Origin of the sequence: Pseudomonas sp. CCC4.1 (assembly GCF_035019225.1) — a bacterium.
In the GTDB taxonomy this organism is placed as follows: Bacteria; Pseudomonadota; Gammaproteobacteria; order Pseudomonadales; family Pseudomonadaceae; genus Aquipseudomonas; species Aquipseudomonas bubulae.
This window is the reverse complement of the sequence record NZ_JASJWL010000065.1, coordinates 1-26,987: the sequence shown is the minus strand read 5'-3', so window position 1 is coordinate 26,987 and position 26,987 is coordinate 1. Positions and strand designations below refer to the sequence as shown.

Here is a 26,987-nt window from a genome sequence, read left to right as displayed (position 1 = left end):
ATCAGCTGTCACCGGTAGAGTTTGAAAAGCGTTACGCAGCGAGCCTTGAGAGTGTCTAGAAAACCCGGGGCGATTCAGACTCCTCCAAGCGGTCATAGAAATGTGGAGCCGCGCCGCCCCTCCACCCAGACCATTGGTTGAACACTTGTCCACCAATGAGGTGAGTCAGGACGTCTTGAGCATACTGAAAATTGCCCAGCAGCGGGTAGGTGCCATCGTGCCAGGTCGAACGTCTGATGCAGGCACAGTCACGCTGTACGCTCGTCACGCTAGCAACTTAGTTGATGGGCTCATTACACTGCTGCCAAAGGTGAAGCTTTCGCAAGCCTTACGAGGCTCTTGTCTTGAAATCGAACTGGGGATTTGACGTCCGCACAGGCTCCACGAATACCAGTCAGCAACAATCCTATTAAACCTTGCCCAGCGAAATGCGTCCTTTTGAGATGTTCTATGAGCTCTGATTTAACTGAAGAAGAAATGCGTCATGCCCTTTTCGGCACACCTCAGCCAGAGGAGCAAGTTTCTACGCCGCTAGTGCCGGAGCCCGTGGAAGAAGTTGTGCTCGCCAAACCGCTGGTCGCTCCAGCAGCGAAGAAGAAAGTGGCAAAAGCATTTACGCCTAGGCTGAAGGTCACGCTTCGGGTTGGAAACGAATTCGAGGGGAAGATGCATGAGTTTATCCACGAGGCCGACACGTTGAGCTCGTTGCTTGCTGAGCAGGAGGCTGTGAAGGCTGCTAGGAAAAAGTACAAGTATGTAGAAGTGGTATCGGTTAAATCGATGTAGACGCGCCAACTAATCTGGTTGGGCGAAGGGGCGACCCCTGCCTGGATCATTGATCAACCATCTTGCCTGGCCGAAGGGGCCTTCAGATCGCTCGCGTATAGCTGCTCTTGATGCCATTGGCGCTGATGCTATAGGATCAGAACAGGAGATGGCATTCCTCCTTTAACCGCCTTCGTGCTGATGATGCCTACGTGAACCCTGGACAGGGTGCGTAGGTGTGTCTCCCTGTCCTCCAATTTAGGACAGGCTATGATCTTACCCTTCGAGTTTCCCTTTTCCTTCAGCGCGAGCCGCTTGCCAGTTAGTCCACTCAGATCTGATGAGGAGGACTCTCCGTGCTGAAGTCATTAATCGTCATTGCCGTTGGCGCTTCACTTGGAGCCTGGTTGCGCTGGCTGCTGGGCATGAAGCTGAATGCTCTTTTCCCGACGATCCCGCCAGGTACTGTGGTCGCGAACATGGTTGGGGGCTACATCATCGGCCTGGCCATCGCCTTCTTGGCCGCTTCTCCTACCCTCAGTCCAGAGTGGCGTCTCCTAATCGTCACGGGCTTCTGTGGTGGGCTTACCACCTTTTCCACATTTTCTGCCGAGACCGTTGCCTTGATTCAGGAGGGCAGACTGGTCTGGGCGTTTGGCTCAATTTCGTTGCACGTTGCAGGCTCGTTAGCGATGACCGCTGCCGGGCTTCTGTCCTACCAAATGATTGGTACTCGCTGAGGAGATATAAAAGTGAGGCTTTATCCGCTTGGGCGTGCTCCTCAATCTCGTGAAAAAGCCCGCGCCATGGGCTTAGTTGAACAGGCTGTAGGCTGATTTTCGCCTGTGACAATAATCGTTACAGGCTATTTGGACACCCGCAGTGGTATACCTCGGATGTTAAAATATTCTCTTTAGATCGAAGCGCTAGGACACTGATGACCGACAATAGAACTCCTGCAGAAACCCCAAGAGCAGCTGCAATTTTAGCTCGCTTCCTGTCGTCGGAATCCGCTGGCGGTCTTGTACTGATGGGCGCAGCACTCGCGGCTCTGATTGTGGCCAATTCGCCTCTCTCTCAAGGTTATTTTGCAGCCTTGCATAGCGTTTGGTTGGGCATGTCTGTCGAGCATTGGGTCAATGATGGCCTGATGGCGATCTTCTTCCTGATGGTCGGACTCGAGATCAAAAGAGAGGTTCTGGCCGGGGGGCTCTCCACTTGGGGCCAGCGTGCTTTGCCTGGATTTGGTGCTTTAGGCGGCATGGTTGTGCCTGCGTTGATCTACATCGCAATCAATTGGGGTAATTCTGAGACCTTGAAGGGGTGGGCTATCCCAGCCGCTACCGACATCGCGTTCGCCCTGGGCGTCTTGTCGCTCCTAGGTAAGCGAGTCCCTACGTCGCTGAAGGTCTTCCTCGCCGCCTTGGCGATCATTGACGACCTAGGTGCTGTAGTCATCATTGCCTTTTTCTACACCACTGGTCTTTCCATGCCCATGTTGCTGGCATCGCTCGCAACGCTGGCCATTCTGATCGCAATGAATCGATTGGGTGTCAGACGATTGTTCCCGTATCTGCTGGTAGGTGGTGTGCTGTGGTTCTTCGTGCTGCAATCGGGAGTGCACGCCACCCTTGCGGGTGTCGCTGTAGCGCTGTGCGTTCCAATGGGCAAGCCTGAAGAGGAAGCTAGGTCTCCACTGCTGTTCCTAGAAGAGAAGCTGCACATGTGGGTAGCGTTCGCTGTGGTGCCGATTTTCGGCTTCGCCAATGCGGGTGTTTCACTTGCCGGCATTTCTATGGAGAACCTAGTCGATCCGGTTCCGCTGGGTGTAGCGCTCGGTCTGTTGGTAGGCAAGCAAGTTGGCATTTTCCTATTGGCTGCTGTGGCCATTCGTATAGGCTTGGCCAAACTACCGGAAGGCAGCAATTGGGCGCAGCTATACGGCGTTGCACTCTTGTGCGGCATCGGCTTCACCATGAGCCTGTTCATCGGAAACCTGGCGTTTGCTGGATCAGCTCACCTGATTGACGAGGTAAAAGTCGGTGTGTTGATCGGTTCGACGCTGGCTGCAATCGGTGGCGTCCTGATTTTGCGACGCAGCGCTGCTCCTGTCGCTGCGCCCGCCACGATTTCCAGTTAATCGAACGCGAGCCGGCCACAGAGTTTCTCCCTGATTGAAATCCTGTGGCCGGAACATCGTTTGGCGAGGTTTGGTCATCGTGCTTTGCGCCAAAAGCTGCCGAGATGTCCTCTTAACCGCGACTCCGTACCAACCACTCGGATGCGACTTTTTCAGCATGAAAGTTTCGCGCTGAATGGACTGGCATACTTACCCATGGCACGGCTGCCTTAATCTTAAGACCCTTAAGGACGTATCTGATACGCTTTTCAAGCGATCAAAAACTTTCGACATTCACCTATTGGCGATCTTACCCTTGCCTAGCATACCGAGGTTCCATGCAAGCCGAGATGCAGGAGATCAGCGACCATCTTTATCGATTCGCCCCGTTTGATCAGTTGCCCAGAGAGACGGTAGATGCAATGGCACGGCGAGTTGATGTGCGTTACTTCAAGGCTGGCAGCGACATCCTGGAAGCGGGTGCAGTGATCCAGGATTTGCACTATGTGCGCAGCGGAGCAGTGGAGATTTATCGACGCAACGGTGAACTCTACAACCGACTTGTCGAAGGCGATATCTTTGGCCAGGCAGGGCTTTTACGCAGCAACAAAGTCCGCTTTCCTGCGAGAGCACTTGAAGACAGCCTGATCTACTACATCCCCGCCGACGTCTTTGCCGATCTATGCGCACAGCATGACGCCTTTGCGGATTTCGTTGAAGCTGAAGGGCACTCTAGGCTCAAGTCTGCCGTCGAGGCACAAGGACGGTCGAGCGAACTGATCCAGCTAAAATGCCGAGCCTTGCTGTCACGCTCGTTAGTATGGGTTACGTCGGATACCACCGTTCTCGAGGCTGCAAGACTAATGACCGAACAACGCGTTGCTTGTGTCGTGGTCATGTCGCCAGCGGGACTGCAGGCAGGAGACACCCAGGGCATTGTGACCGACAGAGATCTTCGCACGCGGGTCGTCGCTGCCGGAAGGAATGCCGGCGAAACGCCCATCAGCGCCGTTATGACTACAGATCCAGTGACCATAAATGCTGATGATTCAGGCTTTGAGGCCATGCTTGTCATGCTACGCCGCAATATCCATCACCTGCCGGTTCTCAACCAGGGCCGCCCAATTGGCGTAATTAACCTGTCAGATATTATTCGGTACGAGTCCCACAGTAGCTTGTACCTGGTCAACAGAATATCTAACCAGACGTCAGTCGACGGCTTAAAGTCGCTCTTACGAGACCTACGAGGAACGTACATCCGCATGGTGCGAGATGGCGCGACCGCGCACATGATCGGCAGCGCTATCTCTGGAATCGGCAGGGCTTTCACGCAACGCCTGCTGGAGCTTGCGGAAAAAAAACTTGGCCCTCCACCAGTACCTTATTGCTTCATGGTACTGGGCTCCATGGCGCGCGATGAGCAACTGCTGATAAGCGATCAAGATAACGCCTTGGTGCTAGATGATCGATTCGATCCCTCCTCGCATGACGCGTATTTCCGTAGCCTTGCATCGTTTGTGTGCGATGGCCTCGCCGCGTGTGGGTACAGCTACTGTAAGGGCGGCGTCATGGCGACGAACGATCAATGGCGCCAGCCTTTGAAGGTTTGGCGCAGCTATTTTGATCAGTGGATCGAGAAGCCAAACCCGACAACCTTACTCAACAGCTGCATCTTTTTCGATCTGGATGGCGTATTTGGCCAGCTCTCGCTGGTGCAAGAGCTCAAAGTCCTGTGTGCTCAAAAATCCAGTCTACATCCCGGATTTCTCAACGCCATGGCAAGGATTGCGCTCAACCGGACACCCCCCCTGGGATTTTTTCGTACCTTTGTCGTCGAGACAGATGGGCAACAGAAGAGAATCATCAATCTCAAAGGTCGAGGTACCGCACCGCTCACTGACCTCATTCGCATCCATTCTCTAGCTTGCGGCAGTACCGCGCAGAACTCGTTTGATCGTATCGATGCAATCACTAGCGCTAATATCATGCCGCCCGAAGCACTTAAGCACCTGCGCTATGCGCTGGAGTTCCTCTCCATGGTGCGGATCAGGCATCAGGTAGAGGCGCTCGAGCAGGGAGAAACGCCCAATAATTATGTCGAGCCTGAACGCTTCTCTAATAGCGAGCGACACAATCTCAAAGAGGCCTTCCAGGTCTTGAGTAACGGCCAGAATTTTTTGCGCTTCCGCTACCCGCCAAAGGGCCGTACGTCAAAATGAATGGGTTTAAGGTGGAACCGGATTACCCGCCGAACTGGCCAGCCATGTTCCGGACATTGGAGCAGAAGGCGGCTAATTCTTGCTTGAGTACGTTTTATCAGGCCGGCGTCGTCTCACCACACACCCTGATTGAAAGCGTGCAATTTCTTGCGATGGATATGGAGACAACCGGACTCAATGCGCAGGATCACAGTATTGTCAGTATTGGTTTGGTGCCATTCACCTTAAAGCGCATCTATTGCAGCAAGGCCGCGTATTGGGTGCTAAACCCATCATCAGAACTGAGTGAAAAGTCAGTCACCTTCCACCACATTACCCACGCGGAGATTTTGAATGCTCCCTCGCTGCCTGAAGTTCTGGAGCCACTTCTGCAGGCCATGGCTGGCAAAGTGATTGTCGTCCATTACCGCAATATCGAGCGTGAGTTCCTTGATGCAGCACTGCATAGGCACCTCGGAGAAGGCCTGAGTTTTCCAGTTGTGGACACTATGCAATTGGAGGCCAGGATGCATCGGCAAAAGCAAAGTTGGATTGCCAGGCTAATGCGCCGCCCGCAGACATCCATACGTTTGGCCGACAGCCGCGCGCGCTATAACCTTCCAGCCTATCAAGGGCATCATGCGTTAACCGATGCCCTCGCGACCGCTGAGCTGCTACAAGCGCAGATAGCTACCCACTATTCACCTGAGACACCAATTGGTGCGCTATGGGACTGAATGCTCTGCGCTCTGAGCGCGGTCGCTCGACATGCCTCGGATAGGAGGCTCCTCAGGAGCCTCAACAATCTGTCAGAAGATCTCCATGGTTCCAGCAGTCGCTTTCCTCATAGCCGCTAGCGGGGCTCGGACATCAGTCCTTTAACAAGGGATACGCAACCCAGCGCCAATACGAGTGCGAAAGGCAGGCCCGTAGATACCGCCATGGCCTGCAGTGCCACAAGGCCGCCGCCTAACAACAGCGCAATGGCAATCACTCCCTCGATGACAGCCCAAAACACACGTTGCGGAACGGGCGCATCGACCTTGCCCCCTGCTGTAATAGTGTCAATGACCAAGGAACCAGAGTCCGAAGAGGTGATGAAAAACACGATGACGAGAACAATGCCCAAGAACGAAGTAATTTCCTTGAGGGGCAGCTCTCCTAGCATGGCGAACAGCTTCAGCTCCAGTACGGCATCCTTTACGCCAACCAAGTTTTGTACTGTCGCCTGGTCAATGGCAGTACCACCAAAAGTCGTCATCCATAATACCGACACCACAGTAGGTACTAGCAACACCGAGATCAGAAACTCTCTGACCGTTCGGCCACGGCTGACGCGCGCAATGAACATCCCCACGAAGGGAGACCAGCTAATCCACCATGCCCAATAAAATGCAGTCCAGCCTTGAGTGAACTCAGCGTCCGTGCGTCCAAAAGGATTGGAAAGCGCTGGAAGGTACTCAGCATACGTCACCAGATTTTTAAAGAACCCAGTGAAGATCGCCAAGGTGGGCCCAACAACAATGATGAACACTAGCAGTAGCAATGCGAGGCCCATATTGATCTGAGATAGCATCTTGACGCCCTTGTCCAAGCCAGCGAGTACCGACCAGAGCGCAATTAAGGTGATACCAACGATTAGCACTACCTTGCTTAAATTCGTGGACTTAATACCGAAGAGATATTCAATCCCTGCTGCTGCCTGCTCTGCTCCTATCCCTAAGGAGGTCGCCAGTCCAAATAAGGTGGCAAACACCGCCAAGATATCGATCATGTGCCCTGGCCATCCCCAGACGCGCTCGCCTAGCAATGGATAGAAGATCGACCGTATAGAGAGTGGTAAGCCTTTGTTGTAAGAGAATAGCGCCAGGGATAAAGCAACAATTGCGTATATCGCCCAGGGATGGAGCCCCCAGTGGAAGATAGTGGCAGCCATTGCCAAGTCGGCGGATGCCTTAGCATCGCCCGCTGCTCCCCCTAATGGTGCCCAGTCAGTGCGCGCACCACTTGCATCGAGGGTCACACCGCCCATGGATGCCTGATAATGCGACATGGGTTCGGCCACGCCGTAGAACATCAAGCCGATGCCCATTCCCGCAGCGAAAAGCATGGAGAACCAGCCCACATAGCTATGGTCTGGTTTGGCATCTCTACCTCCCAAGCGAACCTTTCCCAGCGGGGAGAAAATTAGCGCGATGCAGAGCACCACAAATATGTTCGCGATGCTCATGAACAGCCAGGCGAGATTGCCAGTTAACCAATTTCGAATAGCGCTAAACAGCGGCTCAACCTCATTCTGAAGTGCGAGCGTCATAATCACGAATAGCAAGATCGTGGCGGATGAGATAATGAAGACTTTGCCGTGAATATCGAGGGAGAACGAAAACTCGCCCTTGATATTGTCTTGCCCGATGACATAGTCGGTGTCGATTAGATTGGCAGCTCCGCTAGGAGCAGGAATGCCATCCTCACTGGTTTGATGAGGTTTTTCCGGTAGATCATCGCCAGGTGATCGGCCCATGAGAGCCTCCTTGGTTGTGGCACGCTATAACGTGCAATGGCCGTTAGCCCCGCTGTTCCTATGGTAAAACGAGATATAAGAATCCTATCCTAACAAGCTTTCCAAACTTCTGGTGAACGCCGCTTGAATCAGCGCCACGAAAGCAGGGCTCCGTTTTGCCCTGACAATCAAAGGATGCGCATACGGTTATGTAAATAAAAAGCCGATATGTCCTTGTGATTCTGGCGGCATACTGCCGTCCCTTTTCAGTGAGGTCGCGATTTTTTTACGCAAAATTTACACGCATTGAATCTTAGCCATCGGATACTTCGCGGCGGTGATTTTGGCAGGCTAACCTCATGTCCTCCGCTGTACTCAGGCTTGTCGGCTTCATCTTAGGTATCTTTTTAATCACGCTGGCTGTGAGCATGGCTATACCCATGATCACGCTGGTTGCCTATGAGCGTAGCGATGACCTGTCGGCCTTCCTCTGGTCGAGCTTGATTACCTTCATCAGTGGCCTCCTGTTGATAGTGCGAGGCGCCCCATATCATGCCCAGCTTCGTCCTAGGGATATGTACCTGCTGACGACCGGTAGTTGGGTTGTGGTGTGTACCTTCGCGGCGCTGCCGATGGTGTTCATCAGCAACATCAGTTACACCGACGCTTTTTTTGAAACGATGTCCGGCATTACAACTACGGGCTCAACTGTCTTGAGTGGTTTGGATACCGCTTCACCTGGATTGTTGATCTGGCGCTCGATGCTGCACTGGCTAGGTGGTATCGGCTTCATCGGCATGGCAGTGGCGATCCTTCCACTGCTGCGAGTGGGTGGCATGCGCCTCTTCCAGACAGAGTCTTCAGACTGGTCGGAGAAAGTAACACCGCGTTCACATGTGGCAGCCAAGTACATTCTCTTTCTTTATTTGGGGCTGACTGGCGCCGGGGCATTAGCACTTTGGATCGCTGGGATGACGGCGTTTGAAGCGGTCAACCACGCCATGTCGTTGATCTCTACTGGTGGATTCTCTACTTCGGACGCCTCGCTTGGGCATTGGACGCAGCCAGCGATTCACTGGATAGCCGTGGTCATCATGATTCTGGGCAGCCTGCCGTTTACCCTCTATGTCGCGACATTGCGCGGCAATCGACGTGCACTGCTCAAGGATCACCAAGTACGCGGGTTTATTGGTTTCCTGATTGTTACTTGGCTATCGGTGGGGACATGGCTGTGTTTTCACAGCGACTACGGATGGTGGGATGCGTTTCGTATCGTGGCGGTCAATGTGACGTCGGTCGTCACAACCACAGGAGTTGCTGTAGGCGATTACACCTTGTGGGGCAGCTTCGCGGTCTTGCTTTTTTTCTATCTGACCTTCGTCGGTGGGTGTTCAGGCTCAACAGCTGGAGGCCTTAAAATTTTCCGCTTCCAGGTTGCTGGTGCTCTATTAGTGAGTAGCCTGAAGCAGTTGATCCACCCTCGTGCGGTGATTCGGAAAAAGTACAACGGCCATCCGGTTGACGAAGAGATCTTACGGTCGCTTTTGACCTTCTCATTCTTCTTCACCATCACCATTGCAGTGATCGCCCTAGGACTCTCTCTGATCGGGCTAGATTGGACGACAGCATTGAGCGGCGCTGCTACTGCAGTGTGCAACGTGGGGCCAGGCTTGGGCACAATCATCGGGCCCGCTGGTAACTTCTCATCATTACCTGACGCAGCAAAATGGTTGCTCACCATCGGCATGCTGCTGGGACGGTTGGAGATACTCACGGTGCTGGTACTCATCACGCCGGTTTTTTGGAGGTATTAGTCCTCTCAATGGATAGGTGAATACCCATGGGCGCAAACGAAGCCTGTCGAGCCGCCCCGCCAAAGCTGTTTGGAACAAGCTGCTTATTTGGTTAGTCTTGCGGTCAATACAGCGACTTCAAGGGGAGCCCCTCGGGTGATCAAGCCGATAATGCTGTTACGCCGAGGCTTCGCATCCATGCGCTGGCGCACCAGGGTAACGCTATGGATTGCAGCAACCATTGCCGGGCTGCTGGTGGTGGCTTTTGCAAGGCTAGCCGATATAGCCCTGGCGCAGTTTGCGCAACACACCGCTGAGCGAGCATGGCTGCCTTTTATTTACACCCCACTGATCGGCATGCTCGTAGTTTGGCTGACAACGCGCTTTTTCGTGGGTGCGCAAGGCAGCGGGATTCCGCAGGTGATCGCAGCAACACGCCTTGCCCGTCAAGGTAAGCCCATTAATAAATTGGTTTCACTGCGTATTGCTTTCGCCAAGATAAGCCTTGGCACTCTGGCGCTGACGGGTGGCTTTTCGGCGGGGCGTGAAGGCCCCTCAGTTCAGGTTGCGGCATCCATCATGCATTTCTTTCACCGTTTCCTGCCAAACGCGCGAATCGTACGCAGCGAGGATCTCATTCTGGCGGGAGGTGCAGCGGGTATTGCGGCTGCATTTAATACGCCCTTGGCAGGAATCGCATTCGCGGTAGAAGAGCTGGGACGCAAGCTGGAGACCCGTACCAGCGGTGTTCTTCTAAGTACCATCATTCTCTCTGGGATGGTTGCCATTGCCTTGCAAGGAAACTACAACTATTTCGGTCACTTCGGCATTCAGGACATCAACCTCGACATAGTCGTCCCGGCATTAGTCATAGGAATTGGTTGTGGGCTTTTGGGTGGTTTATTTAGTCGAATGTTGTTATGGCCGCAGCGGCATCCACACTTCATCATCTGGCAGTGGCGGCGTCTGCACCCGGTGTGGTTTGCCGGCATCTGTGGATTGGTCGTCGCTATATTGGGTTGGCTGAGCGGCGGAATGTCGTTCGGTAGTGGCTACGGCATTACCTCTCAGGTCATCGCATCTGATGTAGTCCTGCCATGGCACGCCCCCATCACCCGATTCTTAGCGACCGTAGTGACCTACTTCTCTGGTATTCCAGGAGGTATTTTTGCCCCTTCGCTTGCTGTAGGGGCAGCAGTGGGCGCCAATACCGCAGAGCTATTCCATCTGGCAGCGCAGCCCACTATTGCACTCTGCATGGTTGGTTTTCTGGCTGCCGTCACTCAGTCGCCAATCACCTCCGCAATCATTGTGATGGAGATGATTGATAGCCACAGTATGGTGATCAGTCTCATGGCGGTAGCCCTGATCGCCAAGGCTGTCAGTTCAAGAATGGGCCCTGAGTTGTATCAGCAATTGGCGCGAGGCTTTCTCGAGAGTGCAGAAGCTGCCACTAAGCCAAAGAATCCAACTCAATAAGCCTACCGCGTGATCGTTCTAGCCAGTGAGCTAAGTTGATCCTTCTCATGCTGCAGCGCTAACGTGGACTCTGCACGAGCCATCAGAAGATCCACGTGCCTGTCGCAGGCATCTTTAAAGATCGCTGGGTTTATTTCAGCGAGACTGATGAGGGCTTTCAACAGGCGCACGTTAACTTCCAGCAAAGCTGCACCATCCCTGCTGATCGGGGCAAAAAAATCATCGAACAGATCATCAACCGTCAATCCTCGGAGAAAGACCTGTTTACACCCTTGATCCGTTTGCGAGCTAGGGACGTGAGGCTTGCTCCAGCAAGTTAAAGTCCTCACTCCCCGGCCAATGACATCGATGGCTGTCCCTGGGTCGTTCACCGCAGGCGATAAGGCGCGAGAAGCGATTTCCGAGAGCACACAAAGTCCGAAGCGTGGATCATTTTCAAAGGTTCGACGGACGCCGAAGGTCAGGGTCGCTAGAACCTTCTCTCTTGTAGTATCGGTATCACCGCCCCTCGTGTTGCCCAAGCTCACAATGTGGAGCAGTGGCATTCCTTCGTGCACAAATGTCCCCGGAAGCACCTCCAGATAAATCTGTATTTGATCGTCCTGCGCGATGGCTCCAAGTGCGCTCACATCAATATGTTGCACATAGCCTGTTAGCTCACTTTTGACTGTGATTGCGCCAGGAGGTAGCGAAAGATCGGTCGGGTAAGCTGAACCGCCTAAGTATGGCCACTGAACTCGTTGAGTGATTGCCGTTATCGCAGCCTTCTCGACGCGGTCGATGGTTTCTCCCACCCGTCCGAGTTTTGAGAGGTGATCGATCCAGCGCAAGAGGGTGTAAACGATCAAGATCACCACAATTATCGTCACTGCGAACAGCAACACCCGACCTTGCGTGCCATAAGCCCCCGTGCTCAACGCGATGATCCCTACCAGGCTAAATAGGAATGAACCTATAAACGTGGCAAGGGCATTTTGGGTCGTGGTGTCTTCCATTACCAAGGTGGTGGCGCGCGGTGTCACTCCGCTACTCGCGGCACCGTAAGCGGTGACCATCGTGCTTAACGAAAAGGTTGTGACTGCCAGCATGCTGGAGGCAATGATCCCCAGAATTTTGTCTACGGCATCTGCACCGATACGCGCTGGCAATGACTCCGGAATGAAGTCTTTGAATACAACAGCGAGCAGTGCCGTAGCCACCCCTAGAAGGGAGAATAGGGAGGCTCTGAACCACAGCCGTTTGGTGAGTTGATTCGTTACCCAACGCCAACGAGCAATCATGTGCAATCCTTCAGTGACTACGTCAGTTGAGTCGCGAACAGGGCAGAAGTTTTATTCTGCAATTTGAAACGGATTTCATGTCCTGGTTAGAGATGAAGCATCTCACAGGTATGCGTGTTGCCGCGATTGCGCGTGTCACCTGCACGAGCCCTTGCAGCTAGATGAAGAGGGGGGTTACGTAATGGCCGTTTCAGAACGCCGGGTTATCCCGTACGTGCTTAGTAAGATGAAAAGTGCGCCAGCAAAAGCGCACTTTTCTGTGGGATCTAAAGCTTAAATTTGGCTACCAACTGGTTGAAGGATACTGCAAGCCTTGAGAGCTCGTGGCTCGAAGCATTTGTCTGATGTGCTCCTGTAGCAGTTTGAGCTGACAAACTTTGAATGTTGACGAGGTTACGATCCACCTCACGAGCAACCTGTGCCTGTTCTTCTGACGCGCTTGCGATTACCAGATTGCGCTCTGTGATTGCAGCTACACCCTCAGTGATCGATTCCAGTGCTACGCCTGCGGCCTGCGCAAGCTGACGTGTGTTACCTGCCTGGAGCTGACTCTTGCTCATTGTTTCCACTACCGAGGTCGCGCTTGTTTGTGCGGTGTTAATCATCCCCTCAATTTCGATAGTAGAGGACTGGGTGCGATGAGCCAAAGCTCTGACCTCGTCAGCCACCACTGCAAAGCCACGACCTTGTTCGCCTGCTCGAGCAGCTTCAATGGCCGCATTCAAAGCCAGGAGGTTGGTTTGATCAGCAATCGACCTAATAACTTCAAGCACCTTGCTGATTTCTTTCGTCTGATGAGCGAGTTCCTGAACTTGCGAGCTCGACGAATTGATTTCGCCAACCATGTCCTCAATTGCCAGAACCGCTTCTCCAACCTTGCTCTTGCCCGAGATCGCGTCCTGATTGGTACGTTGCGATATTTCTGCGGTAGAAACAGCGTTACGAGCCACCTCGTCGACGGCTGCTGTCATTTCGTTTACGGCGGTAGCAGCCTGTTCAATTTCACTGTTTTGTTGAGTGAGGCCACGTGTGCTTTCGTCGGTGACCACACTCAACTCTTCTGCAGCGGAAGCCAGCTGATCTGAGGCGCTCGATATATTTTGAATAGTATTCCGAAGGCTCGTCTGCATTTCAGCCAACGAAGACAGCAATTGCCCCGTTTCGTCCTGGCTACCCGGCTCAATACGCTGCGTAAGATCTCCACCTGCAACGCGTTCAGCAGCCGAGACGGCATATGCCAGTGGTCGCGTGATAAGGCGCGTGATCAGAAGGCCTAGGCCCATTGCCAGAACGAAAGCAATCACCATACCCAAAAGCAGCGTAATCCTTGAACTCTGAATCAAGCTTTCACTAGCTATCTGCTGATCATCGGCTTGGTCATTATTGGATGCGATGATTCCTAACATTTCTTTCTCAGCAGCACTATATTTTTCGGTTACATCACCCGCCAGGGCCAGCCTTGCTTGAGGCAGGTCGCCAGCTCGTACAAGGTTGATATATTTCTCGCCTGCTTTGATATATGAAGGCCAGTCAATATCGAACTTATCACTCAAAGCCTTCTCGTCTTCGCGTTGTGGAGTGCTGCGATAAGTGGCGAATGACTTTTCGACAGCTGCCTGGCGATCAGATATAGATTTTTGAGTCGCGGCCAATTCACTCTCAGGAGCATTGCCCGCTTTTTGTGAAAGCAAAAGATAAAGATCTCTATTGTGATAAATTATTTGCTGAAGCGCCTCGTTAACTTTATTAATTGAGGTAATGTTGTTGCTAAATACTGACGAAATCATATCGCCCAGCCGGGAGTTGCCATTCATCCCAACCAACCCAATCGCAACAGTTATCAGTGCACATATCAAAAATGAAACCGACAGCTTTGCCGCAAGGCGTAGATTCAGGAACCAAGTCATAGCATTTTCTCTTAAGTGGGGGTAGATCTGGTTAACCTTGAGGCGTGCCATTGATCAGAAGATCTATCGGCAGACAGGCTCTATTATTGAATCTTATTTGTTACAGGTTGCGTCGATTGATAGCCTTGTAAGTTTCAATTCGAACTCTATTTGTATTATTTTTAATAATGATTCGCACTTCTGGTTTTTTTGATTTTAGCCAAAGTCGCAACAATGCTTTTAGTTGAGGTTTGATTCATATCACGAAGGTAGCCCGAGTATGGACAATCAAGGTCTGGTAGGAGGTACATTGCGGGCTCTCAATTGTCTGTTGCGACCGGGCTTCAAGTACAGCAAGGAGGTTCTGCTGATGGATCTGCGACAGCTCGGAGAATTCACCGATGACCTATTCGTTCAGTCACAGCATGTGACGGCTGGCAAGGAGATGAATGTTTTGGATGAAGTTAGTGGTCGATGGGGGAAGGGAGTTCTCCGGCGAGCTGGCCTAGCTAGGCGATACGCAGAGACCTGATGAAGCAGAGTTACACGACGCTCAGGGCTGGGTAGCAGCCCGGTGCGCCCTGGCGATGCTCGAATGATTCTGGAGGTACAGTGCTACCTGCAAGATGGCACCAATGAACGTAAAATCAACACGTTACATGCCGTTAGATTTCCAGTAAATGAGTCAAGCCTAATTCAATTTTTCACATAGCTAAAATCAAGCATCTCTTACCTATTGAAAGTATTCTTCAGTACCAATAGGATGATCCTGCAGCAACTAAAATAATATTAACATCAAGGAGAGATTTTATGGCGCTTAAACCAGGCCCAAAACCGATTGCCAAATCAACCGGCGAAGTTGATAAGCGTCGTCGTGACAATAAAGACACGCAAGGAAATAATCCCGACTTGAAACCTAGCAAGTCTTCAAAAAAATAGGTTTTCGCTGACAGAAGCTACTCTAATGGTGGCTTCTGTCATTGGAGCTTTCAAGAGAATGAATACATAGTCTGTGATTTCGATTTTTGACATTTGCTATGCGTTCTATGAGTACATCATTGGAAACCTTACTGAGCTAGCGAGCCTACTCGCTGCCTTGGAAGCATTCGCGGATGACTGAACCCAATTGCAACGTGCCCCTGCAGGCGGCATTGATTCAGGAGGAAATCCTAGAGATTCTGAAAGACGCCAAGGTGCTAGCGCGCAGATTCTACTGCCTAACCGGCAAGCCGCTGGGCGTCACCGGTGAGGTCGCAGAGTACGAAGCTGCTACTAGACTCGGCCTGTTACTACATCCTGCAAGGCAGGCAGGTTACGACGCTACAGAGACGCTGGAAGATGGCGTCGCGAGAATCCAGATCAAGGGCCGCTGTATCCTGAACCCGCAAAAGATTACAGGGCGTATGGGTGCAATTGATCTACGGCAACCCTTCGATACTGTGCTCTTGGTGCTGCTTGACTGTGAGTTCAACGCATTTGCAATGTACGAAGCGAGTCGTGCCAAGGTAGAGGCGGCACTGACCCTACCTGGCTCGAAAGCCAGAAATGAACGGGGAGCGCTGGCGATTAGGCAATTCATGTCGATAGCTACCTTGCGCTGGGCTCGCCATGAGGCCCGCGAATCAGAGAGTCAATTGCCGTCCTAGGGCCGTGCGATGGTGTATGTGGCTATGACTTGGAACGTTAATGTTCCCAATACGGGACATTAACCATCGTTTTTGGGCTCAATGGCCCTATTTGGGTACATTACGCTGAGCAAAGGAATGCGACCAATAATAACGATGGCCCCTGCTGCATGCACTAATAAATCACTAGGGCAGAAGATCTTTTTGCCGATGCTGAAAGACAGGGAATCGCAGGCGTAAGAAAGGAGCGGAAATGATCTATTTTTTCATTGAAGATAGTAATGAGAAGGTCAAGATAGGTCGGGCCAAGGACATCGAGCGCCGCAGAAAAGGCCTTCAAACCGGGAATCCGAGGAAGCTTTTACTTCTGGGGTGGATTCGTACAGACGATGACGTGCGACTGGAGAAGGAGATCCATCAGAACTTCTCTCACCTTCGTCGTACTGGCGAATGGTTCGATCTGGATCCTTCGGACATCTTGCCGATCCTCGAGCATTTCGGCATCGATGGTTTTGTCGGTACGACCGACGATTCTTTCGAAGTCATCGGTAATGATCGGGATGGCGTGCCCGAGTATCTCGGCGTCTGGAGTTGGGGCAACCTGGAATGGAACGAGTGCTGCCCTTTCTGCGGAAGCTTCTGCGGCATGCACTTTCAAGACGCGTCGAGTATGTACCACTGCCTAAACTGCGACACGCTTACCACCTTTGATTTTCTGACTCATCAGGAGGAGGAGTGACAGCTTGAATATTAACCATCTTGGATGAATTCTCGAACAGCTCTGCAACGTCGGGCGAGAAGCGACAGTGGAGGGCGCTTCTCACATTGGCAGGAGCTCTGAGGGTTAAGGCCTACTCGGGTCAAAGCCTGACGGCAGAAATGGCACGGCAAACGTGCCTTCTGTAAAAAAGCCGCCGGTCAATACTTCCCGTCTAGGTAATCCTGGAACCCTACCGGTGATTCATTTTCTTCTCTAAATGGGTACGAGTAATAGAAGCAGTAGTCTTCAGCCTTGGAAGCTTTCTTAGGTGGGTTGAGGAACTGGACGTCATGCTTTTTAAGGATTTCGAAGGTAGGATCATCCACGTAGGGATTCTCTATCTTTTCATGGAGGAAAAGCTGATAAAGCAGAATCCAGTTTTGATCAAGTTCGTACAGGGTGCAGTTTTCAATCACCTGGCGAGCATGCGCAACTACAGCATCTGTAGCGGATTCGAAAATACTGAGCAGAGCAATCGCTGTTGCATCATTCGTCTGAATAACCAAGTCGATGTTTTCAGCAGTTGGGCGTGAGCTTAGCTGCTTCAAATAATAAAGCGCCCAGCACATGCCGTCCGAACGGCGATGTAACGCATTGGTTTCGAGGATTCCATTGAGCTTTGCAGTGACGGCCTCTTTGTCATAGTAGTCCGAAGTGGCGTCGATCTTTTCAAGAAGTGGCAAGAGTATTGGGAAGTGCCAGCTTAGGCTAAGAATGTATTGAAATACTGTGGCGGCTGTATCACCCTGAGCTCTATGGCAAATTAGTCCTGCAGCTAGCTTCAATACACTACCATCAGGCACTGCCCGGTTTAAATGTACGGCATAGTCAAGAAAATTTATGGCCTCATGAGTGAAGAGGGTCAAGACTCCGTTGGAATCGGTTCTCCACGGGGTGGCATTAGCTAATTTGGTAACCCAGGAGTCCACCAGCGGTTCCGGTAGCTCGGTTATTTTTGTTTTGCTGAGATTGAGCGTTAAACGATATCGAGATAGGGCGATGCTCAGGGCACGAATGAATTCCTGAGCCTGAATATGTGTTTCGCAATAGGCCGTATAATCATCAATGTAACGTACAAAGCGAAACTTTCCCGCGAGCTCTCTATCAACCGCAGCCAGAACTATTTCCACCGCAATGCTTGAGGAGCTAGGGCCAACAGGTAGGCCGGAAGTCTCGTTGCGTTTTGCGTTGCGCAGCGATATGTCTAGGGTCGAGCTCCAGTGCTTTTCTCCTCCACGTTCTTGTAGCCGCTCTTTGGCCTTTTCATAACCTTGAATGGCCCATTCTAGAGAATGTGTGTAGATCGAGCCAAAGCAATTGGCTACGTCAGCATGAGCTCGAAAACTCGCACCAAAACTAAGTTCCAAAGTGTTTTTTGTTTTTGTTTCATGGTCTTCATAATTCATGATAAACATGCGGCCATCATTATGCTGTTCGGCAGTGATGACGCTGTTTTCATCTTTCATCGATTCGAATATTTCTAGTCTGTTTTTCTTCAGGTTTGAATATATCCTTGCGTAGGCGAGGGGATGTATAAGGCTGAGTACCCGTGGAACATTGTTGAAACGTGTGGCCTTGTATTCCACAAGGTCGAACCAGTAGGTTTTTCTCTCTCGGCTTAAATTAATGGCTGCTAGCTCTTCAGCAATTTCTGGAGTGAATCTACTTGTTGAAAAGCATGGGGGTAATTCGGTTGCGGAATCTTTTTGATTTGGAAAATAATTCCAACGTGTCAAGGCCTCGAGGAAATGTCTTTCCTCATCGTGAAATACGGCAATATTTGATACCAGGTTGGTGAATTCTTTCACTGAATTTATTGCTCCTACGATTTTTGCTCGGCAATCGGCAATCGGCAATCGGCAATCGGCTAGAGTTGCACGGCAACACTTGGTAGTTCGGCTGCCATCCTAAAAACAACCGTACGCGGAGTTAAGATAGTCGCTCAAGCTTGCTGGATTGTCGATCTGATGCGAGTGAGATCGAGAAGCCTAATCCACAGGTGGCTATCACATGACGACGCTTTAAGGCTGGATGTAGGGGAAGTCCCTTAGTCTCTTTTTGGGCACATTCCCGCGTAGATCAAGTGCAGGCTTGGTGGGCGGGTAACTTTGTGAGTCAGAACTTATTTCTCATTTTATGAGGATGTTGTAGTCGTCCTATCGCATACCTACCGTGACGAAGTGTCAATCCTGTCCCGCCGATGCCGGAGGTCGTGCTGGATCGAGTGTCAATCAAGCGGCGTGCCCTTCAGATTTCTGTCAATCAGTGCCGCATCGGTTGACGGTCAATCAGTGTCGCATATTGATTCGGCAATGGCCTTATTTTTAAGGGGTTGCAATCTGTCAATCCATAGAGCGGTCAGTTGATATCAGTGATTACTGGCCCGATGATCCGCTGGTGGCCGAAGCCACGGCGCGGATCAAGCCGCGTAAGGTGTAGCGACCGGGCGTACGCATCGCGAGCAAGCCCGCTCCCACAAAAATTGCGCAGTTCTTGTGGGAGCGGGCTTGCTCGCGATGGCATCAACGCGGTGAGTAGAGCTTCACGACCCGATATAGCTGGTCTTGACCACGGTGTAGAATTCTTGCGCATAGCGGCCCTGCTCCCGCGAGCCATAGGACGAGCCTTTGCGCCCGCCAAACGGCACGTGGTAATCCACCCCCGCCGTGGGCAGGTTGACCATCACCATCCCTGCCTGGGAATGACGCTTGAAGTGATTGGCATATTTGAGCGAGGTCGTGGCAATACCCGCCGACAAGCCAAACTCGGTGTCATTGGCCATCGCCAGGGCGGCTTCGTAGTCTGCAACCTTGATGATATTGGCCACCGGGCCGAACACTTCTTCGCGGCTGATGCGCATGTCGGCCGTGCTGTCGGCAAACAAGGCCGGGGCCAGGAAATAACCCTCGGTATCGCAGGTCACCAGGCTGCCTCCGGCAACCAGGCGGGCGCCTTCGTTGCGGGCGATGTCGATGTAACCCAAATCCTGGTCGAGCTGCGCTCGGGACACCACCGGGCCGATATCAATCCCGGCCTGCAAGGCATGCCCGACCTTGATCGAACGCATGCGCTCGGCCATCGCCTCGACGAATTTGTCGTGGATGCCCGCGGTAACAATCAGGCGGCTGGAGGCGGTGCAACGCTGGCCGGTGGAGTAAAACGCACTCTGCACCGCCAGTTCGACCGCTTGCTTGAGGTCGGCATCGTCGAGGATGACCTGTGGGTTTTTACCGCCCATTTCCAGCTGCACCTTGGCCTGGCGCGACACACAGCTGATGGCGATCTGGCGACCGACGCTCACCGAGCCGGTAAAGCTTATACCGTCCACTTTCGGGCTGTTGACGATAGCGTCGCCGACCACGCGGCCGCTGCCCATCACCAGGTTGAACACGCCTGCCGGGAAGCCTGCGCGAGCAATGATCTCGGCCAGTGCCCAGGCGCAACCCGGTACCAGATCGGCCGGCTTGAACACTACACAGTTGCCATAGGCCAGGGCCGGGGCGATCTTCCAGGCGGGGATGGCGATGGGGAAGTTCCATGGCGTGATCAGGCCAACCACGCCCAGGGCTTCACGGGTGACCTCCACATGCACGCCCGGGCGTACCGAGGGCAGGTAATCGCCCGACAGGCGCAGGCATTCACCGGCGAAAAACTTGAAGATATTGCCGGCACGGCTCACTTCACCGATGGCTTCGGGCAGGGTCTTGCCTTCTTCGCGAGCCAGCAGTGTGCCCAGTTCTTGCTTGCGGGCGAGGATTTCGCTGCCGACCTTGTCCAGCGCATCGCTGCGCGCCTGGATGCCGGAGGTCGACCAGGCAGGGAACGCAGCCCGTGCCGCATCAATGGCAGTCTGGACCTGGGCGACGTCAGCCTTGGCATATTCGCCAATCACATCGCTCAGGTCGGAGGGGTTGATATTGGTGCTGTATTCAGTGGCTGTTACCCACTCGCCACCGATGTAATTGTCGAAACGCTTTGAACCAGTCATCAAATTTCTCCACACGTGGACAGGCATCGATTTCCAGTAGTTATACGTCATCGTACGACTTCAGGCAAAAACAATCGGCGCGGCTAAACTGAGCGAGGGAGGGAACCGTCTGATTGGGTTTCAACTGTGGGAGCGAGCCTGCTCGCGAAGACTGTATTCGCGAGCAGGCTCGCTCCCACAGGGTCAGTCTGCAGGCAGCAGCAATCGGGCCAGCACCGGCAGGTGGTCGGAGATGGTCTGGGTGTCTTCCTGGCGCACATAGCCTTCGATGCGCTGCAGCTTGGGGCTGTGGAAGAGGTAGTCGAGCGTACGGTCGGGCTCGTCCGCGTCGGGGAGATTGGGAAAGTGGGTCAGCCACAGTTCGCGGTCGATGCCGGTAGCTTCAGGGTTGCTGGGGATCATCGGGTACTTTTCCCAGAGCAGGTGCAACTCGCTGTCTTGCGAGTAGCCCTGGCGCAATGGCTCGGGCAGGCGCAAGTACTGGCCGATGGGCAGCAGGTTGAAGTCCCCGCCGATCAACCACGGCGTGCCCTGGCCTTCCAGCTTGTCGGCCAGTTCGGCGACAGTCTGCATTTGCAGGCGCAGGTTGCTGTTGTTGGCGGAGGGCGCATCCAGTTGTGTATTGATTGCTGCCAGTTGCCCGCCATCATTGAGCGGCAGGTAGTTGACCAGCAGCGCGGGCCTGGGCTGGAATTGACGGCTGAGAAAGTTGGTATCGGCCAGGGGCAATTGCAGACGTTCTGCGTGTTCGATCTGGAAGCGGCTGAGGGTGACCAGAGAGCGCCCGACACTGCCGAAAATATGCCAGTCGGGCACAAAGTCGGCCTTCCAGGTAAAGGCCTGGGTGCTGCAGGGGTAAAGGTCGATCAGGCGTTCTTGCAGCAGGGCCAGCTGGTTCTGGTAATCGCTGGCCTTGGCGTTGTCATCGACTTCCTGCAACAGCACGAGATCCGGGCGTTCGTCACGTATGACCCGCGCTACCTCATCAAGGCTGAAAGCCATGTCTTCCCGGGTGGGGCGGGTGTCAGGGCCGCTGCCGTCAGCCAGGTTGTACCAGAACACATAGCGCTTGCCGGCCAGGTACTGGATGTTCCACGTCATTACCTTGAGCGCCTGGCCTGGTACCAGCACCGGGGCGGTGCCGGGGCACGTCAGGGGCAGCACCTCGCGGGCACCGGGCCGCCATGTAACGCTATAAACCAGACATGCCAGCAGCGCTGAGATCAGCAGCAAACCTGATGCGGTGCGGCGTAATAAACGTGACATGAGCTCGACTTAATAACGTTACAGGGAAGGCTCGAACATACCCGACGGCAGTGCGGCCTTCCAAGGTTCTTTGTGTAGGAAATTTCTGTTTTTATAGTTCTGACTTTTCGCTGATCAACATAAATAAACGAAACAGTACGACGGAAACAAACAACTGCAAGAAGCTGTTGGCGCTATCGAGTGCCAGCGTTAGCAGTGTGTTGTCGTCCTTGGAAAACAGGGTGTAACTGAATTCCTTGAGCAACATCAGCGGGCCCAGTACGGCCAGTATGCAAACGAAAATCCGCCAGAAATGCCCGCGGGTCAGGGTGAAGCTCGACTTCATGGCCGCCAGCGGAGCATCACCACGCAATACCAGTCGGTACTCGGAGAAGGCCAGTACCACGGTGAGGAAAATGCCCGGAATAAAAAACATCGACAGCCCCAGCACGATCAGCAGCGTGCTGATTGCCGAGAGCAGGGCGAACTTGGGCCAAAGATTAACCGCCGAGGCCAGCAGGTCGCGGTTGCGCGGGCTTTCGCCCTGGCTGCGGGCATCGAGAAACAGGATCAGGGCGGCGGTGTACAGAGGGTACAGCAGCAGCCCGACAACCAGGCCATAACCGGGCGATGCATCCGGGCCTGCGGCGTTGTCGACAATGTGCTGCAGCACAGCTTCAAGGATGACCAGCGGCAGGCACAGCGTTACGATCTGGCTCAGATTGCGCTGGAAGAAGTACAGGGAGTCGCGAAGAACAGTCAGCGGATTCATTGGCAGTTGTCAGCAGTCAAGAGCGGTGCGTCACTTTAACCGATGAGACGCCAAGATGAACAAAAGTTCACGCAGGCCTGATGCTGTTGAAACGGGTTGTAGTGCCCCAATAACGCGTTTGAGCTTCTGCGTAATGCAAGGGGCAGGTTTCTATCTGCAATCGAAAGAGGTTGTCATGAACAGCGAAGAGCAAAGCCTGATTGACGGGTTGTTTACACGGTTGCAGCAGGCCGAGGCAGGATCAGCCCCGCGCGATGCCCAGGCCCAGGCGCGGATCAATGAACATCTGGCGCGTCAGCCTGCGGCAACGTACTACATGGCTCAGGCGCTGCTGGTGCAAGAGGCTGCGCTCAAGCAACTCGACCAGCAGAACAAGCAATTGCAGGCAGAACTGGCTCAGGCGAAGGCTGCTGCGGCACCTGCGCCATCTGGGGGGAGCTTTCTGTCGGGACTTTTTGGCGGTGGCGATCGGGTATCGGCCCCCACGCCCGGCCCAACGTCGGGCACCGGGGGCTGGCGTGATGGCCCGGCAGCGGCTCCTGTCGTGGCCCCTCAACCAGCAGCAGCGGCGCCGGCCCCAGCATTGGGCAGCGGCTTTTTGGGCGGAGCCCTGAAAACGGCAGCGGGTGTGGCGGGCGGCGTGATGCTGGCGCAAGGCATCAGTAGCCTGTTCCACCACAATCAGCAGCCGCAGATTGTCGAGGAGATCATCGAACAACCAGGTTCTGTCAGCGACGCTGGCTGGGGCAGCGGCAACCAGCAATACGCCAATAGCGGCTCGGGAATTGAAGACGTCGGCCTGGACGATGACGGCTTCTTTTCTGACGACGACTCCTACGTTTGACTTCATCGCTCGGTGCCTTATTGCACGCCGGGCGGTTTATCCGCGCAAACCCCCGGCAGGCTGGCATACTGCAGCCTTGTTTTTCAGTCGCGTGCCCGCTGCCCGGGCGCCATGAGGTTTGCCGGTGAAAAAAATTGCGGTCTTCGCGGATGTGCAGAACCTTTATTACACGGTTCGCCAGGCCTATGGCTGCCATTTCAATTACGCCGCCCTGTGGGCTGATATCAGCAAGCGCGGTGAAATTGTCGAAGCCTATGCCTATGCGATTGACCGGGGTGACAGCAAGCAGCAGCAGTTTCAGCAGATCCTGCGCAACCTCGGTTTTATCGTAAAACTCAAACCCTATATCCAGCGCAGCGATGGCTCGGCCAAGGGCGACTGGGATGTGGGCATTACCATCGATATCATGGACTCGGCAGCCAATGTCGACGAAGTGGTACTGGCCTCGGGTGATGGTGATTTCGACCTGCTCCTGGAGCGTATTGCCAGCAAGCATGGGGTTGAAACCGTGGCCTACGGTGTGCCCGGTCTGACGGCCAATTCATTGATTCGCGCTGCCAGCCGCTATGTGCCGATTGAAGGCAATTTGCTGCTTAAGTAACCCTTATTTTTTACAGGATTGACCAGGTTTGGAACGCATCGCGGTAATTGACTTTGAGACCACCGGCATCTCCCCGAGCAGCACCTGCCGGGCCACTGAAATTGCCGTGGTGATTCTTGAGCGCGGTCGCATTGTCGAGCGTTATCAAAGCCTGATGAATGCCGGTGTGCGGGTGCCTGGGTTTATCGAGCAGTTGACCGGCATCAGCAACGCCATGTTGCGCACCGCGCCGTCGGCTGAGCAGGTGATGAACGAGGTCAACGAGTTCGTCGGCATTACCCCGTTGCTGGCGCACAATGCTGCGTTTGACCAAAAATTCTGGGATTTTGAAATGGGCCGCATCAAGCGCACCCGTTTACAGAACTTCGCCTGTTCATTGTTGCTGGCGCGTCGCCTGATGCCTGCGGCGCCTAACCACAAGCTTGGCACGCTGACCACCTTTGCCGACTTGCCCCACACCGGCAAAGCTCACCGGGCCATGGCCGATGCGGAAATGGCGGCCAATTTGACGGCTCACCTGGCTGAGCAACTGCGCCAGAAGCACGGGTTACGTGAATTGAACCACGACCTGTTGTGCAGCTTGCAGAAAGTCCCGGCGGCGAAGATCAATGAGCATCTCAAGCGGTATCGCGGGTTTTAAAAGCGACCCTCTCCCTTTGGGAGAGGGCTATTTGATCTCCATCGAAAAGTGTACGGCCCCTTTTGGTGCGTTCTGTTACTTATTATTTCCCGGCGCCCTGTCTAAACTCTCCAGTCCCCTGCCTCTGCCCTTGAGCTGCCTTCATGCCTGCCGCACGTCGTTTTCCGCTACAACTGATCGGTGCTTTTTTTGCCTTGTACATCATTTGGGGCTCGACTTATCTGGCTATCCGCATCGGTATTGAGTCCTGGCCGCCGTTGATGATGGCTGGTGTGCGCTTCCTGATTGCGGGCAGCCTGATGTATGGCTTTATGCGCTGGCGCGGTGCCCCCGCACCCACTGCCGTGCAATGGCGTTCGGCAGCCATGATCGGCTTTCTGTTGCTGGCGTGCGGCAACGGCGGTGTGACCCTGGCCGAACACTCGGGCGTAGCTTCCGGCGTCGCCGCCCTGGCCGTAGCCACCGTGCCCCTGTTCACCCTGCTGTTTGGTTACTTCTGGGGCAACCGCAACACCCGCCTGGAATGGGCCGGGATTGTCCTGGGGCTGATCGGCATCGGCATGCTCAACCTGGGCTCCAACCTGCAGGCCAGTCCTATGGGCGCGGCGATGGTGATCTTTGCCGCCGCGGCCTGGGCCTTTGGTTCGGTGTGGAGCCGCCACTTGCCACTGCCAGCCGGGCCAATGGCCAGCGCTGCTGAAATGCTCACCGCCGGTGCCGTATTGCTGGCGGGCAGCCTGCTCAGTGGCGAGCGCATGACTCAAATGCCCACCGCTGCAGGCTGGGGTGCGCTGCTGTATCTGGTGTTCTTCGGCTCGATCATCGCCTTCAGCGCCTATATGTACCTGCTTAAAAATGTGCGTCCGGCGGCGGCCACCAGCTATGCCTACGTCAATCCGGCGGTGGCGGTCATGCTGGGGATTGCCTTTGCCGGCGAGAGCATCGGTTTTGAGGAGTGCCTGGCCATGGCGGTCATCATCAGTGCGGTGGTGTTGATCGGTTTGCCACAGTGGCGCAAGCAGAAACCGGCCTGAATTAGGGTAAACTGCGCGCCATTGCAACTTATGCACCCACGCGCTGACCTTTTTCGACGGTATCCCCATGACATTCGCCACCCTTGGCCTGATCGAACCCCTGCTGCGCGCCCTTGAGACGCTCGGCTACAAGACCCCAACCCCGGTTCAGGCCCAAGCGATTCCCGCAGTACTGGCTGGTCGCGACCTGATGGCTGCGGCCCAGACCGGTACCGGCAAAACTGGCGGTTTCGCTTTACCGTTGCTGCAGTCGCTGACCATGGAAGGCCCGAAAGTGGCCAGCAACTCGGTGCGTGCACTGGTGCTGGTGCCGACCCGCGAACTGGCCGAACAGGTTCACGAAAGCATTCGCCAGTACGCCGAACACCTGCCGTTGAGCACCTACGCGGTGTACGGCGGTGTCAGCATCAACCCGCAAATGATGAAAATGCGCAAAGGCGTTGATGTACTGGTGGCCACACCGGGCCGTCTGCTGGACCTCTATCGCCAGAAAGCGATCAAGTTCAACCAGCTGCAAACCCTGATCCTCGACGAAGCTGACCGCATGCTCGACCTGGGCTTCTCCGAAGAGCTGCGTGATATCTACCGCGCCTTGCCGAAAAAGCGTCAGACCCTGCTGTTCTCGGCGACCTTTTCTGACGCGATCCGCCTGTTGGCCGAGCAGATGCTCGACAACCCGCTGAGCATCGAAGTCAGCCCGCGCAACGTGGCGGCCAGCAGCGTCAAGCAGTGGGTCATCCCGGTCGACAAAAAGCGCAAGGCCGAGCTGTTTTTGCACTTGTTGCGCACCCAGCACTGGAAGCAGGTCCTGGTGTTCGCCAAGACCCGCAACGGTGTCGATGAATTGGTAGGCAAGCTGCAAGGTCTGGGGATCAACGCTGACGGTATTCATGGCGACAAGCCACAGGCCACGCGCCAACGGGCGCTGGACCGCTTCAAGGCCAGCGAAGTGCAGATTCTTGTGGCTACCGATGTGGCTGCCCGTGGCCTGGACATCGAAGACCTGCCGCTGGTGGTCAACTTCGACCTGCCCATCGTGGCCGAAGACTACATCCATCGCATTGGCCGTACCGGTCGTGCCGGTCAGAAAGGCGAGGCCATTTCCCTGGTCTGTGCTGATGAAGTAAACATGCTGTCGGCGATCGAGATGTTGACCCGTCAGACGTTGCCACGCCACGAAGAGCAGGATTTCGAGCCTGAGCACCGAGTGCCTGAAACTGATGCTTCGGGGCAGGTGATCAAAAAGCCGAAGAAGCCGAAAAAACCGAAAACCTCGGGCGGTGGCGGCAAGCGCAATCTGGGCAAATGGGTGGATAGCGGCGAAGCAGCACCTGCCGAGCCATCGGTAAAGCCGGTGCGCAAAGTGCCTGTATTCAACACCGGCTCGAGGCTAAAAACTCCAACTGTGGGAGCGAGCCTGCTCGCGAACGGCCTTCGCGCTGTCTCTTATACACATCT

The 26,987-nt window shown here is 54.2% G+C and carries 22 protein-coding genes and 1 riboswitch; of the genes, 15 read left to right on the top strand and 7 right to left on the bottom strand.

The features are described 5' to 3' along the window. Nucleotides 1-450: 450 nt before the first annotated feature. From QN377_RS19615 to QN377_RS19595, 5 genes are all read left to right on the top strand, one after another. On the top strand, nucleotides 451-786 hold the full coding sequence (locus tag QN377_RS19615) for a hypothetical protein (protein ID WP_096143182.1): 336 nt from the start codon (nucleotides 451-453) through the stop codon (nucleotides 784-786). A 135-nt stretch (nucleotides 787-921) separates the two neighbouring features. After that, nucleotides 922-983: riboswitch (Fluoride riboswitch) on the top strand. A 138-nt stretch (nucleotides 984-1,121) separates the two neighbouring features. Further along, entirely contained in the window at nucleotides 1,122-1,505 is a 384-nt protein-coding gene (gene crcB, locus QN377_RS19610; protein ID WP_322213651.1) for a fluoride efflux transporter CrcB, read from the top strand. Nucleotides 1,506-1,702: 197 nt separating this feature from the next. After that, a complete protein-coding gene (gene nhaA / locus QN377_RS19605) occupies nucleotides 1,703-2,905 on the top strand; it encodes a Na+/H+ antiporter NhaA (protein WP_322213650.1) in 1,203 nt (400 codons plus the stop codon). A 317-nt stretch (nucleotides 2,906-3,222) separates the two neighbouring features. Further along, nucleotides 3,223-5,103 (top strand): DUF294 nucleotidyltransferase-like domain-containing protein, encoded by a 1,881-nt coding sequence (locus QN377_RS19600; RefSeq protein WP_160049731.1) that lies wholly within the window; start codon nucleotides 3,223-3,225, stop codon nucleotides 5,101-5,103. Continuing rightward, complete coding sequence (locus QN377_RS19595; RefSeq protein ID WP_322213648.1) at nucleotides 5,100-5,819, top strand: 3'-5' exonuclease; 720 nt, start codon at nucleotides 5,100-5,102, stop codon at nucleotides 5,817-5,819. The genes QN377_RS19600 and QN377_RS19595 overlap by 4 nt, the downstream gene beginning before the upstream one ends. Nucleotides 5,820-5,935: 116 nt before the next feature. Here QN377_RS19595 and QN377_RS19590 read toward each other — a convergent pair whose 3' ends face one another. After that, a complete protein-coding gene (locus tag QN377_RS19590; protein WP_096143190.1) occupies nucleotides 5,936-7,603 on the bottom strand; it encodes a BCCT family transporter in 1,668 nt (555 codons plus the stop codon). A gap of 338 nt (nucleotides 7,604-7,941) precedes the next feature. On the opposite strand from QN377_RS19590, the gene QN377_RS19585 reads away from it, so the two are divergent. Beyond that, nucleotides 7,942-9,396, top strand: a complete 1,455-nt coding sequence (locus tag QN377_RS19585; RefSeq protein WP_322213646.1) for a TrkH family potassium uptake protein — start codon at nucleotides 7,942-7,944, stop codon at nucleotides 9,394-9,396. Between the two features lie 135 nt (nucleotides 9,397-9,531). Beyond that, nucleotides 9,532-10,854, top strand: a complete 1,323-nt coding sequence (locus QN377_RS19580) for a chloride channel protein (protein WP_322213644.1) — start codon at nucleotides 9,532-9,534, stop codon at nucleotides 10,852-10,854. A gap of 2 nt (nucleotides 10,855-10,856) precedes the next feature. On the opposite strand, the gene QN377_RS19575 is transcribed toward QN377_RS19580, so the two are convergent. Both QN377_RS19575 and QN377_RS19570 read right to left on the bottom strand, forming a co-directional pair. Beyond that, the gene (locus QN377_RS19575) at nucleotides 10,857-12,134 is read right to left on the bottom strand and encodes a DUF2254 domain-containing protein (protein ID WP_322213642.1); all 1,278 of its coding nucleotides are present in this window, start codon (nucleotides 12,132-12,134) and stop codon (nucleotides 10,857-10,859) included. A gap of 266 nt (nucleotides 12,135-12,400) precedes the next feature. After that, nucleotides 12,401-14,041 carry a methyl-accepting chemotaxis protein gene (locus QN377_RS19570; protein WP_322213640.1) on the bottom strand — a complete coding sequence of 547 codons (1,641 nt, stop codon included), beginning with the start codon at nucleotides 14,039-14,041 and terminating at the stop codon, nucleotides 12,401-12,403. A gap of 789 nt (nucleotides 14,042-14,830) precedes the next feature. Between QN377_RS19570 and QN377_RS19565 the strand changes: the two genes are divergently transcribed. The 3 genes from QN377_RS19565 to QN377_RS19555 all read left to right on the top strand — a co-directional run bounded on the left by QN377_RS19565 (nucleotide 14,831) and on the right by QN377_RS19555 (nucleotide 16,384). After that, complete coding sequence (locus QN377_RS19565) at nucleotides 14,831-14,959, top strand: hypothetical protein (protein ID WP_256214295.1); 129 nt, start codon at nucleotides 14,831-14,833, stop codon at nucleotides 14,957-14,959. A gap of 173 nt (nucleotides 14,960-15,132) precedes the next feature. After that, complete coding sequence (locus tag QN377_RS19560) at nucleotides 15,133-15,666, top strand: hypothetical protein (protein ID WP_322213635.1); 534 nt, start codon at nucleotides 15,133-15,135, stop codon at nucleotides 15,664-15,666. 232 nt (nucleotides 15,667-15,898) lie between these two features. Next, nucleotides 15,899-16,384, top strand: a complete 486-nt coding sequence (locus tag QN377_RS19555; protein WP_322213633.1) for a GIY-YIG nuclease family protein — start codon at nucleotides 15,899-15,901, stop codon at nucleotides 16,382-16,384. Between the two features lie 179 nt (nucleotides 16,385-16,563). Here QN377_RS19555 and drt4 read toward each other — a convergent pair whose 3' ends face one another. The 4 genes from drt4 to QN377_RS19535 form a co-directional block, all read right to left on the bottom strand. Then, complete coding sequence (drt4, locus tag QN377_RS19550; protein ID WP_322213632.1) at nucleotides 16,564-18,213, bottom strand: antiviral reverse transcriptase Drt4; 1,650 nt, start codon at nucleotides 18,211-18,213, stop codon at nucleotides 16,564-16,566. 734 nt (nucleotides 18,214-18,947) lie between these two features. Further along, complete coding sequence (locus QN377_RS19545) at nucleotides 18,948-20,393, bottom strand: aldehyde dehydrogenase family protein (protein WP_095018411.1); 1,446 nt, start codon at nucleotides 20,391-20,393, stop codon at nucleotides 18,948-18,950. 183 nt (nucleotides 20,394-20,576) lie between these two features. After that, nucleotides 20,577-21,659 carry an endonuclease/exonuclease/phosphatase family protein gene (locus tag QN377_RS19540; protein ID WP_095018410.1) on the bottom strand — a complete coding sequence of 361 codons (1,083 nt, stop codon included), beginning with the start codon at nucleotides 21,657-21,659 and terminating at the stop codon, nucleotides 20,577-20,579. A gap of 91 nt (nucleotides 21,660-21,750) precedes the next feature. Next, nucleotides 21,751-22,410: a YciC family protein gene (locus QN377_RS19535; protein ID WP_095018409.1), complete on the bottom strand. Its 660-nt coding sequence runs from the start codon at nucleotides 22,408-22,410 to the stop codon at nucleotides 21,751-21,753. 175 nt (nucleotides 22,411-22,585) lie between these two features. Here QN377_RS19535 and QN377_RS19530 point away from each other — a divergent pair, with 175 nt between their 5' ends. The 5 genes from QN377_RS19530 to QN377_RS19510 all read left to right on the top strand — a co-directional run. Continuing rightward, the gene (locus QN377_RS19530) at nucleotides 22,586-23,254 is read left to right on the top strand and encodes a DUF2076 domain-containing protein (RefSeq protein WP_094999401.1); all 669 of its coding nucleotides are present in this window, start codon (nucleotides 22,586-22,588) and stop codon (nucleotides 23,252-23,254) included. A 124-nt stretch (nucleotides 23,255-23,378) separates the two neighbouring features. Continuing rightward, a complete protein-coding gene (locus tag QN377_RS19525; RefSeq protein ID WP_094999400.1) occupies nucleotides 23,379-23,855 on the top strand; it encodes an NYN domain-containing protein in 477 nt (158 codons plus the stop codon). Between the two features lie 28 nt (nucleotides 23,856-23,883). After that, on the top strand, nucleotides 23,884-24,495 hold the full coding sequence (locus QN377_RS19520) for a PolC-type DNA polymerase III (RefSeq protein ID WP_095018408.1): 612 nt from the start codon (nucleotides 23,884-23,886) through the stop codon (nucleotides 24,493-24,495). Nucleotides 24,496-24,638: 143 nt separating this feature from the next. Then, nucleotides 24,639-25,529, top strand: coding sequence for a drug/metabolite exporter YedA (gene yedA / locus QN377_RS19515; RefSeq protein ID WP_094999398.1), 891 nt, complete (start codon nucleotides 24,639-24,641; stop codon nucleotides 25,527-25,529). 67 nt (nucleotides 25,530-25,596) lie between these two features. Beyond that, nucleotides 25,597-26,987 (top strand): DEAD/DEAH box helicase (locus tag QN377_RS19510; protein WP_323567653.1); only part of this gene is annotated, 1,391 nt, incomplete at its 3' end.

Bases quoted from the DNA above. Each gene is read 5' to 3' on its own strand.
- QN377_RS19615 (WP_096143182.1), top strand. From the start codon at position 451: ATGAGCTCTGATTTAACTGAAGAAGAAATGCGTCATGCCCTTTTCGGC.
- nhaA (WP_322213650.1), top strand. From the start codon at position 1,703: ATGACCGACAATAGAACTCCTGCAGAAACCCCAAGAGCAGCTGCAATT.
- QN377_RS19600 (WP_160049731.1), top strand. From the start codon at position 3,223: ATGCAAGCCGAGATGCAGGAGATCAGCGACCATCTTTATCGATTCGCC.
- QN377_RS19595 (WP_322213648.1), top strand. From the start codon at position 5,100: ATGAATGGGTTTAAGGTGGAACCGGATTACCCGCCGAACTGGCCAGCC.
- QN377_RS19590 (WP_096143190.1), bottom strand. From the start codon at position 7,603: ATGGGCCGATCACCTGGCGATGATCTACCGGAAAAACCTCATCAAACC.
- QN377_RS19585 (WP_322213646.1), top strand. From the start codon at position 7,942: ATGTCCTCCGCTGTACTCAGGCTTGTCGGCTTCATCTTAGGTATCTTT.
- QN377_RS19575 (WP_322213642.1), bottom strand. From the start codon at position 12,134: ATGATTGCTCGTTGGCGTTGGGTAACGAATCAACTCACCAAACGGCTG.
- QN377_RS19570 (WP_322213640.1), bottom strand. From the start codon at position 14,041: ATGACTTGGTTCCTGAATCTACGCCTTGCGGCAAAGCTGTCGGTTTCA.
- QN377_RS19565 (WP_256214295.1), top strand. From the start codon at position 14,831: ATGGCGCTTAAACCAGGCCCAAAACCGATTGCCAAATCAACCGGCGAA.
- QN377_RS19560 (WP_322213635.1), top strand. From the start codon at position 15,133: ATGACTGAACCCAATTGCAACGTGCCCCTGCAGGCGGCATTGATTCAG.
- QN377_RS19555 (WP_322213633.1), top strand. From the start codon at position 15,899: ATGATCTATTTTTTCATTGAAGATAGTAATGAGAAGGTCAAGATAGGT.
- QN377_RS19545 (WP_095018411.1), bottom strand. From the start codon at position 20,393: ATGACTGGTTCAAAGCGTTTCGACAATTACATCGGTGGCGAGTGGGTA.
- QN377_RS19540 (WP_095018410.1), bottom strand. From the start codon at position 21,659: ATGTCACGTTTATTACGCCGCACCGCATCAGGTTTGCTGCTGATCTCA.
- QN377_RS19535 (WP_095018409.1), bottom strand. From the start codon at position 22,410: ATGAATCCGCTGACTGTTCTTCGCGACTCCCTGTACTTCTTCCAGCGC.
- QN377_RS19530 (WP_094999401.1), top strand. From the start codon at position 22,586: ATGAACAGCGAAGAGCAAAGCCTGATTGACGGGTTGTTTACACGGTTG.
- yedA (WP_094999398.1), top strand. From the start codon at position 24,639: ATGCCTGCCGCACGTCGTTTTCCGCTACAACTGATCGGTGCTTTTTTT.